This window comes from Flavobacterium fontis, assembly GCF_900129405.1.
GTDB classification, from domain to species: Bacteria; Bacteroidota; Bacteroidia; order Flavobacteriales; family Flavobacteriaceae; genus Flavobacterium; species Flavobacterium fontis.
Genome location: NZ_FQVQ01000006.1, coordinates 93,680 through 110,471, shown reverse-complemented (window position 1 = coordinate 110,471; position 16,792 = coordinate 93,680). Strand labels below are relative to the sequence as shown.

The following is a 16,792-nucleotide window of genomic DNA, read 5'->3' as shown; positions in this document are numbered from 1 at the left end:
AAAGGTTGAAATTTGGTTGAATTAATAATTTCATAAAATTAACTAGTGTCTTTAATTGAGAAAAAGAATTCACCTCAACAAAAAACATACAATTTGATTTTCATTTCATTTGCGCTAAAACCCTTATATAACAAGGGCTTTAAACGATTATTTTTAAATTTACTTCACGCACTCTGCCGAATTAAATAAATAATTTGTAGAGGTGCTGTATAGGAAATTTTAACTCTATTTAGCTAATTTAAATGGAGAGAATATACTCCACGAGTCCTTTTTCGTGCGGTAAATTCATTTTTTTACGCAAACGATATCGCTTAATTTCAATACTACGCACCGAAATATTCAATAAAGGAGCAATTTCTTTTGACGATAGGTTTAAGCGTAAATAAGCACAAAGTCTTAAATCATTAGGGGTTAATGAGGGATGTGCTTCTTTGACTTTCTTTAAAAAGTCTTTATCCGCAGTATCAAAGGCTTCTTTAAACACTTTCCAGGTATTTTCTTCGCCTATGTTACGATTGATGGTAGAAATCAACGACTTAATACTGCGACTGCTATTGGGTTCATCGGTCGTTTTCTTTAAGTCCTCTTTAATCAAGGCCAGTAACTCGTCCTTTTTAAGTAAACTCATTGTAGAAACGGCCAACTCTTTACTTTTGGCATCAACATCTTGTGCCAATTGCTCATTGCGCAGTTTCATTAATTGCTGTTCATTTTCCAACTCTTTGATTTCCAACAAGCGATTATTCTCTTCGATCAACTTTTCGCGTTGACGCATATAATAGTTTCGGTATTGCTTATTAATATATCGGAAAAGAAAAATGCCAGCAATGAGATAGAAAAAGAGCGCCAAGTTTGTAGCATACCAGGGTTTAGCAATGGTAAACCGGTAGATCGCTGTGTTTTCGGAGAGGGAATTGGTAATCCGGGCTCGCACTTTAAAAACGTAATCGCCTGGAGGAAGATTTCTGAAATTAATAGCCGATTTGGTCGTCCATTCGCTCCAATCGTCTTGAAAACCTTCGAGTAAATACTGGTATTCTGTAAAAATGTATTTGTTGTATTGCGGTACGGTAAAGTTGAATGAGACATTGTTATCGTCGTGACTAAAATCACCTTCTGCTTGAAGAGGAACATCGATTGACGCTTGATTTTGTTTGCCTACACTAACGTCGGTAAGGGCGATTTTATGACTTTTTAAGCGCAAGGCGTTGTTGTCAAAGATATAATACCCATCGGTAGTACCAAGAAGATACTCGTTGGAGGAAATTTGTGAAATATTTTCAAAACCCAACATTGGATTAATCAAACGTGAGGGAATGGGTAAAATCGTTCGTTTGAGTTGCGCATTAATTTTATTGGACGAAAAGTAATTGATGTAATTTTTTGAAAACAACCAAAGTTTACCCGCAGCATCGACAGTGATTTTTCCCGAAGTGTATTCTTTGTTTTGAAAAGCCTCACTAAGCACCAGATCTTTTGTAAACGCTTTTGTTTGCGTATTCAACCGAAAAATTCCGTTTTTGTAGGCGTAATAAATTCCGTTATTGTAACGAAACAATCCTGCATTCTTACTCTTTGTTGGATTTGAATAGGTAAAAATATCCAATGTTTTGGTCAACGTTGGATCGACTTGTAAGCGAAACAAACCTTTGTATTCATGACTAACATAGATTTCTTTGGGGGCGTTGAATTCAAAAAATCGGGCAGAATAGTTAAAATTTTGAATGCGGTTTTTAAACTGCCATTGATTATTGACTTTTTCCAAAACCGAAATGCCATAATAATTCCCTTGTAACAATTTGTTTTTATCAAAAGGAACAACAGCAAACTTCCATGTTCCCGATTGCGAAAAAATGAGTTTTGACGTTCCTTCTTGAATGGTAAACGTACCCGAATCATGTCCGCAAAACAAGGTGTTATCATGAACAAATAAAGACCAAACCTGCCCTTTTGTTCCACTCACAAACTGATATCTGCTATTGCTGTTTTGAGGTTTAAAGAACAAGCCTTGATTGGTACCCAAATAAAGATTTCCGTTAAATACGATCGCCGAATAGACCGTTCCTAAGGTCCCCGTTTCATCGATATAACTGCGTACTGGCGAGTTTAAATTAATACAATTAATACCATTGTCCAATCCCACCCAAAGATTATTACTCATGTCCTCAAACAAGGATAACACGGTATTGTTGCACAAGCCTTTGGATTGTGTCAAATTGAATCGCACGCTCCCTTGCGGTGATAAAATATAAACGCCATTGGAGATTGTTCCCACTGCAAAACTGCCGTCTTTTAATTGTTGACTACTGTAAATACTGGAATTAGCGATTTCTTTATCGGCCTCGGTATTGAATTTTACAAAGGTGTTGCCTAGCAAATTATAAAAACCATTAAACTGGGTATGCACTAAAAGCCCCGTATTTTGAGCGTAGATATTGACAATTTTATTATTGGCTAACGTAGCGGCCGACGCGATCAACTTGCCCTTGCCTTGAGCGATTTCATAAAGGTTGAAATCACTTGTTTGGTAGTAAATTGTATTTCCTGTTAAAAAGGATTTTAGAATTTTGGCATCGGGTTTTAGAATTTGAAAGGTCTCGCGTTGTGTATCGTAAATATAAAGTTGATCCAAAGATTGAAAAACAACCCATTGATCATAACTGATGATGTTCCAAAATTGCTCGTCATCCAGAATTTTGGACTTCATTTTGGTAGTGAGTGAAGTATAGGTTAAATTTCCATTGGTGTTTCGCGTCCAATACCCAAAATCCATATAACAACCCGTGTAAATGCGTTTTCCAATCACTTTCACCGAACGCAGTATACTTTCGTTAGGCGATTTGTACAAACGCCATGTAGAACCGTTATATTCCAGTAATCCTTCGTTATTGGCGAAATAAATAAAGTGATGCGCATCTTGGGCAATCATCCAATTTTGATTCCCTGCATTGTAAGTGGCATTGGTAAACTTGATAATTGGTGGATATTCTTGGGAAAAGCCAAAAAACATTCCCAAAATCAACCCTGCAAAAACCCAATATTTTCTCCTACCCATGTGTACAATTTTTTAGATAAAAAAAACCTTGAAATTTTCAAATCAAGGTTTTTAAAATTAATAAATAAAGAGGTACAACGATTATTTTTTCAAGAATTTTCGAGAAGATTCTATTCCGTTAACAGTTGTTTTTACGATGTACATACCAGGTTGGAATCCAGCTACATCTAAAGAAATTGTATTTTCAAGTGCTGCCGATTGGAAAACAGTTTGTCCCATAATGTTAACGATAGTAACTTTTTCAATCACATTAGCCGCTTGGATATTCAATACTGATTCAGCAGGATTTGGGAAAACTTTTACTTGAGTTGCTTCAAATTCAGCATTGTTCAATACTGTATTTTTGTGTAAATACACGTTATCGTAGTACACTGTACCTAAGTCAGAAGTAATTACAAACTGAACTAAGTCATTACGATTAGCGCCATTGATAGGCGTAAAACTCGATAAAGGCACGTCGATAGAATACCAAGTTCCAGGATTAGGGTTGGTCAACAAGTTGGCATTGGTCATCGACAATTCGATAGCATTTGCTTCCCCTGCACCACCATTCCAGTTAGAGAATTTTACATTGAAACTCTTATCTTGAGTCGCGGTGGGTGTCCAAAAATCAATGTGGAAATGCGTGAACGAAGTCGCATCAAAACGACCGCTCAAGAAGGTTACCCCTTCACAACCCAAACCTGTTACTTTGTTGGTTGGGTTTCCTTGAATACTCACCAAGGAAGTGATTCCACCACACCAAGAGTTATTGTAGGTATTATCATCTCCTGTATATCCCATTACAGCAACGGGTTGGTAAGCATCACTAAAAATTGAACGCACATCAGCTGCTGCACGGTTTGGTGGAGTTGGAGCCGCTGTTGTTGGCTCTGGATCTGGCGTAATTGCTGCTTCTTCAGCACGGATATTATCTACATGAAATGCAAAGTTGGCTGGAGGATTAAACCCTGTGTTGGTCGCATTCCAGTTTCCGAAGAAAACAATTTTTTGGTATTCACCATTAGCTACACCGGTGTTATCCATACCTGTAGTAAAGGAGAAGGTAAGTGTTTGCCATTGCCCCGGTGTTGTATAGGCTTGTGAAGTTGCAGAAGCGGGTGCGCCTACTTCTACTTTCGCTAATAAATTAAAAGCTTGTGTAGAATAGACATCTACTTGCATTGTTTTGTTCGTTGTTAATTTAACACGTTTTGTAGTCAATACAATTTCCGCTCCTTGCCATGGATTACCCGAAGTTTGGTTGGTCAATTGAAAACCATTTCCGCGTGTTCCTCCTGAAACAGGATCAGCTACTACCGCAGCACTAGCCAAACCTTCAAATCCAGCAAAGTTAAAGGTAGAAGCATTTTCAAAATCTTGGATTAAAGGAAGTTGTGTAGGAACTTCAGTCAACTCAACATTGTCTATCCCAACAAAACCAGTAGCATTACCCATATCAAAGATGATACGACTTGTAGCACTTTCAAAACTAGCGACCAAAGTAAGATTGAATGTTTGAGAGGTTGGCGTCAAATTTACCGTTTGTACTACACTTGTAAATGGACTTTGGTTCAAACCAATTCCTGCTACCAAAATACGATTGGTATCGGAGAAGGCATCAAATTTTAAATTGTAGGTTTTCCCTACCGGACCCAAAGGTAATACATAACTTAAGTTAACATCCCAAGGATTCCCTGCAGCGGTAACGTTGGCTGCATTGTAGCTATTTCCACCTTCCACGACTACGTTTAAGGCATTTCCAGACCATCCGGCTGAACCACTCTCAAAGTTACCGTTGGTAATTAGATTTTGAGAAAACCCCAATTGTACCAGTAACAATGAAAAGAATACAGTAATTTTTTTCATAATTTTTTTCATTTAGTTGAATTGTAAAATTAGCAATAGCATGCTCCAAAAAAAATATCCCTCACTATATAAAAACTATACAAAATAAAATGAAGCGAAAACGATTGAAAAAGCTGGTTTTCGCTTTAAATCAAGCGCTAACAAGACCTAGGTGTTAAAAATACAGAAATACTATTTGTATAGGTAATGTATAGTTAAAATAGTGAATTTTTGAGCGAGTTGTATTGGAAAATAAGAACGAAGGAATGAAAAATAATCCCACATCGCTAAAATTCTCTCAAAAATAGACGCAAAAGCTTTGGCAATAGAGGCAAAAAAATGGGGAATGTGTATCTTTGAAAAAAAAAGAAATGCTTTCGGAAAAGTTAGTCGAATTAGAGCCCAAAAAAAACATTCTAATCAAAGGGGCTAGTATTCACAATCTTAAACATCTTAACCTCGCCATTCCTCGTAATCAATTGGTCGTTATCACGGGACTATCAGGTTCTGGTAAGTCGTCAATTGCTTTTGACACGCTCTATGCGGAAGGTCAACGACGTTATGTAGAGAGTTTATCGGCTTATGCCCGTCAATTCTTGGGTCGCCTTGATAAACCCAAGGTTGAGTATATCAAAGGAATCGCGCCAGCTATAGCCATTGAGCAAAAAGTTAACACCACCAATGCGCGTTCGACCGTAGGCACCTCTACAGAAATTTATGACTACTTAAAATTGCTTTACGCACGCATTGGGAAAACTATTTCACCGATTTCGGGAAATGAAGTAAAAAAAGATACCGTTTCTTCTGTTATTGATCATGTGAAGACCTTAGCGCCCGAAACCCGTTGGTTGCTGCTTGCTCCTATTCATGTGGAAGAAGGGAGAGCTATAGAGGACAAACTCAACGTTCTTCTACAACAAGGTTTTATCCGTATTTTGGTGGACAATGAAATGTTGCGTTTGGATGAAATTGACCTAAAATCGGTCCCCAAGGAAAATATTCGTTTAGTTATTGATCGCATTGTGGTCAAAGAGGAAGAGGCCTTTTACAACCGTTTAGCCGATGCCATTCAAACGGCTTTTTACGAAGGAAAAGGAACCTGCTACATTGCGTCGGCAGATCACGAAATTTGTACTGAATTTAATACCAACTTTGAACTTGATGGGTTGACTTTCCTTGAACCCAACATTCATTTGTTCAGCTTTAATAATCCCTATGGCGCTTGCCCACGTTGTGAAGGCTATGGAAATATTATCGGTATCGATGAATATCTGGTTATTCCAAATACGGCTTTATCGGTATTTGAAAATGCAATTTTTCCTTGGCGTGGCGAAAGCATGAGTTGGTATCGCGATCAATTGGTAAATAACGCTTACAAATTCGATTTCCCCATTCACAAACCGTTTTTCCAATTGGAACCTGCCCAAAAGGAGTTGGTGTGGCAGGGAAATAGCTTCTTTGTCGGGCTGCATGATTTTTTTAAGGAATTAGAGGAAAAAAACTATAAAATACAAAATCGGGTCATGCTATCCCGTTACCGCGGGAAAACGAAATGTCCCGTATGTAAAGGAAAACGGCTACGTGAGGAAGCGCAATATGTGCACGTTGGCGGGAAAACCCTCGGCGAACTCGTAGGCATGCCTATTCGGACGTTATTACCATTTTTTGAAACACTGCAATTATCGGAACACGATGCGCAAGTGGCCAAAAGACTCTTGTTGGAAATTAAAAACCGTTTGCGTTTTTTAAAAAATGTAGGCTTAGATTACCTTACATTAAACCGCAACTCGGCCACACTCTCGGGCGGAGAATCGCAACGTATTAATTTGGCAACCTCATTAGGCAGCAGTTTAGTGGGTTCGATGTACATTCTTGATGAACCCAGTATCGGTTTGCATCCCAAGGACACGGAATTGCTTATTGAAGTGTTAAAAAACCTTCGCGATTTGGGCAACACGGTCATTGTGGTTGAACATGACGAAGATATCATGCGGGAAGCCGATATGATAATCGATATCGGTCCCGAAGCGGGGAGTTTGGGAGGCGAATTAGTGGCGCAAGGAACTTTTTCTGAAATTTTAGAGGCCAACTCGTTAACGGCTCAATATTTAAACGGTACAATGGAAATTCCAGTGCCAAAAGTTCGTAGAAAATGGTCGGCTTATATCGACATTTTAGGCGCTAGAGAACACAACCTACAAAACGTAGACGTCCGATTTCCATTGGAGTGTCTTACCGTAATTACCGGGGTTTCGGGTAGTGGTAAGAGTACATTGGTCAAACGAATTCTTTTCCCTGCTTTGCAAAAAAAACTTGAAGGTATTGGCGAAAAAGCGGGGCAATTTAGCGATATGCAAGGCCACTACCATCGGATTCATCATATTGAATATGTCGATCAAAATCCAATTGGCCGTAGCTCGCGTTCAAATCCTGTTACTTACATCAAAGCCTACGATGACATTCGGGATTTGTTTGCCAAGGAAAAACTATCCAAAATACGCGGCTACCAACCCAAACATTTTTCGTTTAATGTAGAGGGTGGACGCTGTGAAACGTGCAAAGGTGACGGAACGATTAATGTGGAAATGGTATTCATGGCCGATGTGGAATTGCCCTGTGAAACCTGTGGTGGTAAACGTTTTAAGAAAGAAATTTTGGAAGTTCAATGTAACGGTCTCAACATCGATGCGATACTCAACTTAACCATTGATGAGGCCATTGCCTTTTTTAAAAAACACGAACTAAATAAAATTGTACAAAAATTACAACCCTTACAAGATGTCGGTTTAGGATATGTGCAGCTGGGACAGTCTTCGTCCACTTTATCGGGCGGTGAAGCGCAACGCATAAAACTCGCTTCATTTCTTGTGAAAGGCGCAACCAAAGAAAAAGCACTATTTGTTTTTGATGAACCTACTACTGGACTTCATTTTCACGACATCAAGAAGCTACTCGCATCCTTTGATGCACTCATCGAAAAAGGCCACTCTATCATCGTAATTGAGCATAATTTGGATTTAATCAAATGTGCCGATTGGATTATTGATTTGGGCCCTGAGGGTGGCGAAAATGGAGGCCAATTGTTGGCTTTTGGTACTCCTGAGGAAATTGTTAAAAATCCCGCATCGATTACAGGCCAATACTTAAAAGCAAAGTTATAATGAAAAACCCCTTCGTATCAGGAAGGGGTTTTTGCTATTTTTTATTCTAAAACAATCTTGCGGGTAACGCGGGTGGAATCCGATTCCATCACCGCCATGTACATGCCACGGGCCAAATGACCTACGGCAAACCCCTTGACCAAAGGTGCATCGGTAACCACTTGGGATAATACCACTTTACCGGTGCTGTCAATCAGGCTAAATTGATACTCATTTTTGGGAAATGTCCCCAAATTCCAATAAATCTCATTCGTCGCTGGATTGGGGAAAACAGACATTTGATATTCCTGCGCCGATGATGTGCTTAGGGTGGTACTCGCTACTGCAAAATGCAACATTGCCCCCGTAGCAGCTTGGGCCACTTTATAGTTGTACACCGGATCCATATTGACCAATAAATCGGTAGCCGTGTGTCGGTGCGTTGTTTCATTGGTTTCATAAAACCCTGTGATGATTTCACCGTTATCTTCAAATGTCATATAATCGGAGGCATAGGCATACGACAAATTGGTATTTAGGGGCGAATACAATTCAGTACAAGTAATCAATTGTTGCGTCATGGCATTGGAAGCTGCATTATTGGACGTTGGACTCCCTGTATCGCGCTCACAAGTAATCGTATCGTTGATTTCTCCGGCAACTCCGCCTACTTGATCAATATTGAATACCAAACGGATGCTCATTTTGGGAGTAGTGCCATTTACGACCGTGTTGACATAATTTTGACTGCCTCGCAAACCATCTTCTTCTCCAGAGAAATTGATAAAACGAATGGAATATTCCGTGGGAACATTTTGCAATAAGCGCGCGACTTCCAAAATAGCCGCTACCCCACTCCCATTATCATTGGTTCCTGTCCCTACAATAGAATCATAATGACCACATATAATGACATAGGTATTGGGATAAGTGGTACCGATTTTGGTAACTACTAAATTTTTACATACGGCTGACGAACCCGAATAGGTGTAGGAAAACTCTTGAAGCTGGTTGGCCGTGTAGCCATAGCTAAGGTATTTGCTCTTCAACCAATCTAAAGTATTTTGCAAGGCTGCGGTGCCACGACGTTTTACACCTAAACCTTCAAACTCAGTCAAACTGTTCGTGATATTCGTTTGGGAACACTGATTGGCAATGTTGGCGTAGGCTTGAATAAAAGATTGGGCATTGGAGGCAAATTGGAATCCAACTAAAGAAATAAGGACCAGTAGGTTTTTTTTCATGGGGTAATCTTCAATAAAGTGGTTTGTTGTGGGGTCAAATATACTAAAATAATGTTGAAAATAAAGCAGTCACTTGCACTAAGACTTTTGCATTCAACAGGTTAAAAATCATTAACAAATCGTTGACAATTCAATCGATAAAGATGGCACAGCAATTGAAAATACCTTTACATCACAATGATCGAAGAAGCTGAAAATCGAAAGAGTAAGCACCAACCGTAAACCGAATGCCTTATGAAAACTATTACGCTTTTATCCAGTTTAGTGTTCGCTTTTAACACTTGGGCTCATGCCACTACTTTGGAGTTTGCTAACCACCGTCATGGTCTACACTTCAATGAAGCCGAACCGATTCAATTTATGGAACGCGGGATTGTATTTTATGTGTTCTTGAATGGTGATTTTGACTTCAATACCCGTCCCGAAGATGTTGGAGGTAGCTACTACTTCCGCGGGGCTAGCTCCAAAACTATGGCGCGAGAAAGTCGCCCTGTAAATTACGGGGTTTTGATTGAATTTGACTCCTTTGGACGTGTACGACGCGTGGGTAATACATTCATCAACTATGATAGTCGTGATCGGGTCAGTCGAATTGGAAGTGTGTTCATGTACTACAACCGTTTTGCGCTAACGCAAATTGGCGGTATGCGAATCGTTTACAACCGCTTGGGTCAAATCGTCCATACCGTGGGCAGCGTTAAACGTCAAGGTTTTACACCCAATTACTATGAGCAAGCCACCTGTTCAACCACCTATTACGGTTCAAGCACCCATTATACCCCTGGAGGCTATTACTACCGTACAACAGACCAAAATACAAGACAAGAAGAAACGTCGGAATCTATAGCAAATGAAGAGTAAATAAAGTTTGGGTTAGTTAGTTTGATTCGGAGACCCTGTAGTTCTAGGATTACAGGGTTTTCTCTTTTTTATCGCTTTAAAAAACGAGGTAAAAAACGATCCATTACTTCATTTACCTCCTCGGAAACGCGCCAATAATAATGCGCAAAAAGATACAGTGGCGCAACTAATAACGATTTAAACCCAATATTGATTATCGGGTGGAAAGGAAATTCCCAGGCATAAAATAATCCAAAAACTACCAGTAAAACTACTACCGATCGAACCGTATGCTGGGTAAAAGGAAAGAGTTTTAACTTCTTAACGACAAAAACAAATTTCACTGTATTATACAGCATAATTGTCAGTAATGTTGCCAAAGCCGAACCATTGATTCCATATAAAGGAATACAAATAGCATTCAAAACAATCATCAACACCACAGTAGCCACCCCAAAAAACAAAACCATACGGTAGTATCGGGTATTGACAATTATCGCGTTGTTATTGCCCAAAAGCACATCGTAATACTTAGAAATCCCAATCATAAATACCACCCAAACGCCCCCGTCATAATTATCAGGAATAATGCGATACAACATGTGGATATTGGTTAAAATCAACACCAACAACAGCCCGCCCGTGATTTGTAAATTGATGGATGTTTTTTGATATAATTCTTGCAATTCATCCCATTTTTCTTGCACCATCAAGCGCGCCGTTATGGGGGATACAATTTGATTCATCGCACGGTAAGGCACTGCGATAACGGTGGCAATAAAAATGGCTACCGAATACACTGCATTGTGTGCGATAGGTAGATATTGCGGAATCATTACTTTATCAAAATCGACCAACATAACCGCAATGCCTCCCGATACGATAATGAAGGAAGAATAATAAAATATCTCTTTAAAATTATGCGGAATTTGTAAGGCAAAAGAAGGGCGTCGCACCCGCATCGCATAAGCAAACATGACTACCGTTTGTAACGCATAAATCCCTGTAACACTGTATATAAATTGTGCCTTCGTGAGGTAATCAAAATGAAGTAAAATCAAATGAAACATGATTAAAGCCCGTCCGAAAACCTCATAAATAAAGTTGCCATATACCGAACGCAAATGCACTTTAACCCAGGCATAAAAAACTTCAAAATAGGCCATTAGAAATCCAATAACCGGAATTAATCCGAAAAAGGGTTGTAACGTAGGATTTTCAGTCACCCAATAGGACGCGATGCTATCGTAAAAACAGTAAAACAATACGCCAATCGGAATCATTAAGTAAAAAGGAACCAACGCCATAAATGCAAGAAAACGCTCTCGCTTGGCCTCTGAATCGTATTGAGTATAAAACCGAATGATGGTGTTTTGTGCGCCAAAAGCCATCAAGGGCATCATGATATTAGCCCCAGAAAGCAAGGTCGAAACAATGCCATAATGTTCTTTTCCTAAAAAATGGGTATAAAAAAACAAGGCATTAATCGCACCAATTCCAAAACCGAAAAAGGTAATGACGGTATTCTTAATGGATTGATTTTGAACGATTCCCATTTAAACGGAATGAATTAGTTGAACCAACGCTTGGGTGAGTTGCTTTCGCGAATACTGTTGCAGTCCCACGGGATGTGACTGGAGATTACCCGCTTGATACTGCGTGTAAAGTTCGCTAATTTTTTGTTTCAAGGCGACTTTTTCCGCATAGGTAAAAAACGTGCCTGTATTGGTGGATTGCACAATTTCGGCAAAATCAGAACCTTTCGGACCCAATGCAATAATCGGACGACCAGAAACCATATATTCAAATAATTTTCCAGGGATAATACTGCGGGTATCGGGTGAGTCAATTTCGATCAATAGTAAAACTTGGGATTTACGTTGATGCGCTACGGCTTCGTCATGGGCTACATACCCCAAATTATTCACGTACGGATTCAGTTGATACTGGGAAATGCTTTGCAACACTTCTTCACTGACTTTACCGATTAACTTCAAGGAAAAATCAGCAGCAAACTGAGAATTTTCATGAATAAGTTCGGCTAAAACTTCCCATAATATAATCGGATTTCGGTCGGAAAGAAACGAACCGATATGCGCAAGGGAAAACGACGTATCCAAGGTTTGTGGGGGAACTTGTTCCGTATCATAGCCATTGGTGATGACCGTGATGGGTTGGGAAGTAAGCGCAGAAAATTCTTCTTTTGTGGTGGGGCTCGTCACCAAAATATGATCGGCGCTTTGCAACACTTGTCGCTCTAAGTCACGGTGAATTTTGGCGGCATACCGGGATAATTTCAAGGCTTTGTGGTACCCAATGGTCGTCCAGGGATCACGAAAATCGGCTATCCATTTTACATTCATCGAGGCCCGCAATTGCTGACCAATTAAATGCAAACTGTGTGGAGGACCCGAAGTAATGATCGTGGTAATTCCCTCTTTTTCTATATAATTTTTTAAAAAATGAACCGACGGTTTTACCCATAAAAAGCGAGCATCAGGAATAAAAATATTGCCCCGAACCCATAGCAGAAATTTTTGTAACACCGATTGTTTTTGGGCTGCGGGTATAATCCCAGAACTGATTTTTTGGGTCGATTTTTTTGAAAACAATGCTGCCCATTGGTAGGGCTCGCGAATTCTCTTTTTGATCACGATAGCCTTCTCCGACACTTCACGAAGTAATCCCGTATCTTGTATAGGATAACTAGGATTTTCGGGCACATACACATAAGGAGTCACGTCAAAATCGGGAAGGTATTTTACAAATTTTAACCAACGCTGTACGCCCGGCCCTCCCGCAGGTGGCCAATAGTAGGTGATGATTAAAACTTTTTCCTTAGGGGTACTCATACCTTACGAGGGAGAATGTTCTTTCTGTTGGCGACGGTCAAGATAAATACCCACAATGGATAACAACACAATTAGGATAAAACTGACTAACGATACCATGCTGCCTGTTTTTACCACTTGGGGTTCAAACGTGAACGTGATCGTGTGTTTACCCGCGGGAACAACCATACCCCGTAATGCAAAGTTTACCTTGCCATACGCTACGGATTTTCCATCGATTTTGGCCTGCCACCCCGGTTTGTAATACATTTCAGAAAACACTACAAAACCTTCATGCTTGCTGTTGGAAACATAGGTCAACTGATTGGGACGGTAGGCTGTGAGTTGTACACGAGCCGTGGTATCGCGCACAAATCGCGTTGTTGTGGGTTTAAACTCATTACGATTATAAACGGCAACCGACTTGGTTTTCAACGTATCTAAGCTTTTCATTACCGCATCATCCGAGGGTACGCCTTGAATCGAATGGACAAACCAAGCATTGCCATTGGCATTGGGGTTAAATGTGGGAAACTGCTCCCCTTTTTCATTCACTTGGATAATGTATTTGATGTTCAACATATCCAATACCTCTTTGTTATTTTTGGCAATTTGATAGTCAAACAACTCCTGAATAGCACGGGGTTTAACAGCACTGTATCCGCCTATCGATTTATGGAAAAAGGACGCGCGGGCACTGCTCATATTGCCTTCTACATCCAACACTCGGTAGTAGGTAGTGTCTTGCAAGATTTGTTCATCGGCGGGCGTGGCTTGAAAAGGACGATCAACCTCATGAGCGGAGACGAAATCAGTACTATCGACATATTTTTTATCGACCAATACCAAATCAATTACCATAACGATACCGACACAGAGGATGGTATTCATTGCGCCTAATTTTACTTTAGAAAAACGCCAAAGAAACACAAAGGCTAAGGCCATTAAAAATCCGGAGCGCAACAAATCGGCAGCATACAAGGTTTCCCGATCGGCTTTAAGGGCGTCGATAAAACCTATACCGAATGATTTATCTTGTCCTTCACTAAACATGCGAAGCAAATCCGCATCCAAAGTCCCCGAAAAATTAAAACTGCTTTTGAGGAAAAAAATCAGCAGTAAAATACCCAAACAAGTAAGCCCTGCTTTCTTCAAATTATTCCATCGCTTCTCGGCGTCAGTGGTCATAAACGCATGGAGTCCCATAATCGCCAATACCGGTATACACAATTCCAAAACGACTTGAATTGAAGATACCGCGCGAAACTTATCGTACAAAGGAACGTAATCGATAAAAAAGTCGGTTAAGGCAGGGAAATTTTTCCCCCATGAAAGCAACAACGATACCAAAGCACCGCCAAAAAAGACCCATTTAAGCTGACGTTTGTCATGATACAAGGCCAAAACAAAAAGAAAGAAAACAACGGCCCCAATATAGGCAGGAGCCGCTACAATAGGCTGTTCTCCCCAGTAGGTTCGCGCATACGCATCGGTAAACTGGCGGGCCTCCGACTCGGTTGCCCCGTAATTCAACATGAATTGATACACGCTTGAGTCGTCGCTTAATTTTTCGTCGTTACCTCCACCAAACAATCGAGGCGCAATAAGATTTAAACTCTCGGCAATTCCGTAACTGTACTCAGTGATATAACTGCGGTCAAGAGTAGCCTTATCGGTTTTGGGCTTTCCGTCGGGTTCCAGTTGCAAGGTACTCTTTCCACGGGTACTAAATTGTGCATATTCTTGGGTAGCGAGAAGAGAGGTGGCATTGGCCCCTATGGCCAGAATTAATGCGATGACAAAGGTGGCAGCGGTTTTCCACAAGGCGTTAAAGTCCTTTTCGCGCAACATTTTGATACCGTAATAAATACCCAATCCCAAAAGTATAATGAGCAAATAGTAAGTCATTTGAAAGTGGTTGGCATTGATTTCGAGCGCAACTGCAAAAAGCGTTAAAATACCTCCCCACAAATACCGTTTTTGAAACACCCCTAAAACACCGGCAACGACCAACGGCATGTAGGCAATTGCGTGGGCTTTGGCGTTGTGCCCCACCCCCAAAATGACAATCAAATAGGTTGAAAAACCAAAGGCTAAGGCCCCAAAGAAAGCTTTCAATGGATCGGTTTTAAGCACGAGCATAAGCACGTAAAACCCTATAAAATAGAGCCATAAATAATCGGCAGGACGCGGTAAAAACCGTACTATATCGTCGATTGCACCGATGTAATCGTGCGGGTATTTTGCCCCCAATTGGTACGTGGGCATTCCCCCAAAGGCGCTATTGGTCCAATACGGCTCGGTATCATAAGTAGCGCGAAAATCATTTTGCTCCTTGGCCATACCCGTATATTGTACAATATCGCTTTGGTAAATTTTTCTTCCTTGTAAAATGGGATAAAAATAGATTACCGCTACAAGGATAAATCCCGAAATGGCTAACAAATGAGGATATCCTTTTTGAAGGTAGGCTTGAATTTTTTGCATCATAAAAATAAATTTGCTAGTCCTTTACTTCTTCAAAATCGATGTATTCACCGACTTGTTTTTCGCTCTTCTTAGGCGCTGAAGTTGAGGCTGTAGTAGACTGATTTTGTTGGTGTTGACGGAATTTATCTTCCATTTGTTGATTGGCTTTTTCAACCACTTTTTGCGCTAAGATCGGCAATAATAAGCGGGCGATAAAACGAAATAAGTAGTAAAACAGAATGATATAAAACAAGGTCTTAAGAAGTCCTTGTAAACTGGCTTCCTGCATGGGTATAAATTTTGTCAAAAATACTAAAAACCATATAGGAAATCATGGTGTAGGTCATAAATAAATAATAAAAAGTGTACTTTTGGGTCACCTAACCCACAACGCATTGACCATGAAATTCACCCCTTTATACCTGTTGGTTCTCACTCTTAGCTCATTACTCACCCATGCGCAGTATACCGATGAAATCAACACCAATCGTCCTGGCGAATCGATGAATGCCTATGCGGTTGGAAAACGTGTCCTTCAATTTGAGTCGGGATTTAGCTACAGTCAGGAACAATTTGACCGTAATGCCTTCAATACTGAAGGATATTTGGTGAGTTTGACCACACGCTATGGTTTTTTTAAAGAGGAATTGGAAGGGATTTTAGAAATGACCTACCAAAACGACAGCTACTTTTCACCGACGGGCAATTTTCATCGAGACGGCTTCCGACGGGTTCTTTTGGGATTTAAATATTTGATTTATGATCCGTTTAAAAACTATGATGCCAAACCCAACCTATACAGCTGGAAGGCCAACCATAAATTCAATTGGCGCATGATGATTCCGGCGGTTTCGGTGTATGCAGGAACCAATATTAAACTAGGAAATTATCCTTTTATGTATCCCGGCGAATCGTATGGTACTTTTAGTCCCAAAGTGATGTTGATTTCTCAAAATGTATTTTCGGGTGCTTGGGCTTTTGTCACGAATACCTTTGTAGACAAAATTGCCTCCAACAACCAAACTGTGGGATTCATTGGAACCATAACTAAAGGATTTGATCGTTGGTCGGGATTTATTGAAGGAAAAATGCTTAGCGGAGGCTATTATAGCGATGTGTTTATGACCGCAGGAGCCGCTTATTTGTGGGGAACGAGTTTTCAAGTCGATGCGTTTATCAGTCAAAACATGAAAAATACCCCTTCGATTACCTATGCGGGATTGGGCGTTTCGTGGCGAACGGATACGTATTATGAGGACAATTTGATTCGCGCTCCCAAAAAAGAAGAAAAGAAAGAGAAAAAAACCAAAGGCGAGAAAAAGAAAGAAAAAGAGAAAGAAAAGCTAAAAAAACGTTTGGACGAAGTTCCCACTGCAAAACCCTAAT

The 16,792-nt window shown here is 40.2% G+C and carries 10 protein-coding genes; 3 read left to right on the top strand and 7 right to left on the bottom strand.

Annotated elements, in window-relative coordinates; all coding sequences use genetic code 11:
• Positions 1-238: 238 nt before the first annotated feature.
• Both BUC17_RS06895 and BUC17_RS06890 read right to left on the bottom strand, forming a co-directional pair.
• Positions 239-3,055 (bottom strand): helix-turn-helix and ligand-binding sensor domain-containing protein, encoded by a 2,817-nt coding sequence (locus BUC17_RS06895; protein ID WP_083544784.1) that lies wholly within the window; start codon positions 3,053-3,055, stop codon positions 239-241.
• Between the two features lie 81 nt (positions 3,056-3,136).
• A complete protein-coding gene (locus tag BUC17_RS06890; protein ID WP_159433933.1) occupies positions 3,137-4,903 on the bottom strand; it encodes a T9SS type A sorting domain-containing protein in 1,767 nt (588 codons plus the stop codon).
• Positions 4,904-5,253: 350 nt separating this feature from the next.
• On the opposite strand from BUC17_RS06890, the gene uvrA reads away from it, so the two are divergent.
• On the top strand, positions 5,254-8,043 hold the full coding sequence (uvrA, locus tag BUC17_RS06885; RefSeq protein ID WP_073362939.1) for an excinuclease ABC subunit UvrA: 2,790 nt from the start codon (positions 5,254-5,256) through the stop codon (positions 8,041-8,043).
• A gap of 41 nt (positions 8,044-8,084) precedes the next feature.
• Here uvrA and BUC17_RS06880 read toward each other — a convergent pair whose 3' ends face one another.
• Entirely contained in the window at positions 8,085-9,266 is a 1,182-nt protein-coding gene (locus BUC17_RS06880) for a M20/M25/M40 family metallo-hydrolase (protein WP_073362864.1), read from the bottom strand.
• 234 nt (positions 9,267-9,500) lie between these two features.
• Here BUC17_RS06880 and BUC17_RS06875 point away from each other — a divergent pair, with 234 nt between their 5' ends.
• Positions 9,501-10,127, top strand: coding sequence for a hypothetical protein (locus tag BUC17_RS06875; protein ID WP_073362862.1), 627 nt, complete (start codon positions 9,501-9,503; stop codon positions 10,125-10,127).
• Between the two features lie 68 nt (positions 10,128-10,195).
• On the opposite strand, the gene BUC17_RS06870 is transcribed toward BUC17_RS06875, so the two are convergent.
• Genes BUC17_RS06870 through BUC17_RS06855 form a run of 4 tightly spaced genes read right to left on the bottom strand, consistent with a single transcriptional unit; the run spans position 10,196 to position 15,695 of the window.
• Positions 10,196-11,662, bottom strand: coding sequence for a lipopolysaccharide biosynthesis protein (locus tag BUC17_RS06870; RefSeq protein ID WP_073362861.1), 1,467 nt, complete (start codon positions 11,660-11,662; stop codon positions 10,196-10,198).
• Positions 11,663-12,958, bottom strand: coding sequence for a glycosyltransferase family 4 protein (locus tag BUC17_RS06865; protein ID WP_073362860.1), 1,296 nt, complete (start codon positions 12,956-12,958; stop codon positions 11,663-11,665).
• Positions 12,959-12,961: 3 nt separating this feature from the next.
• Positions 12,962-15,427 carry a YfhO family protein gene (locus tag BUC17_RS06860; RefSeq protein WP_317044508.1) on the bottom strand — a complete coding sequence of 822 codons (2,466 nt, stop codon included), beginning with the start codon at positions 15,425-15,427 and terminating at the stop codon, positions 12,962-12,964.
• Between the two features lie 13 nt (positions 15,428-15,440).
• Positions 15,441-15,695 (bottom strand): hypothetical protein, encoded by a 255-nt coding sequence (locus BUC17_RS06855; protein WP_073362858.1) that lies wholly within the window; start codon positions 15,693-15,695, stop codon positions 15,441-15,443.
• A 112-nt stretch (positions 15,696-15,807) separates the two neighbouring features.
• Between BUC17_RS06855 and BUC17_RS06850 the strand changes: the two genes are divergently transcribed.
• A complete protein-coding gene (locus BUC17_RS06850) occupies positions 15,808-16,791 on the top strand; it encodes a transporter (RefSeq protein ID WP_073362857.1) in 984 nt (327 codons plus the stop codon).
• The last annotated feature ends 1 nt before the right edge of the window (position 16,792 follow it).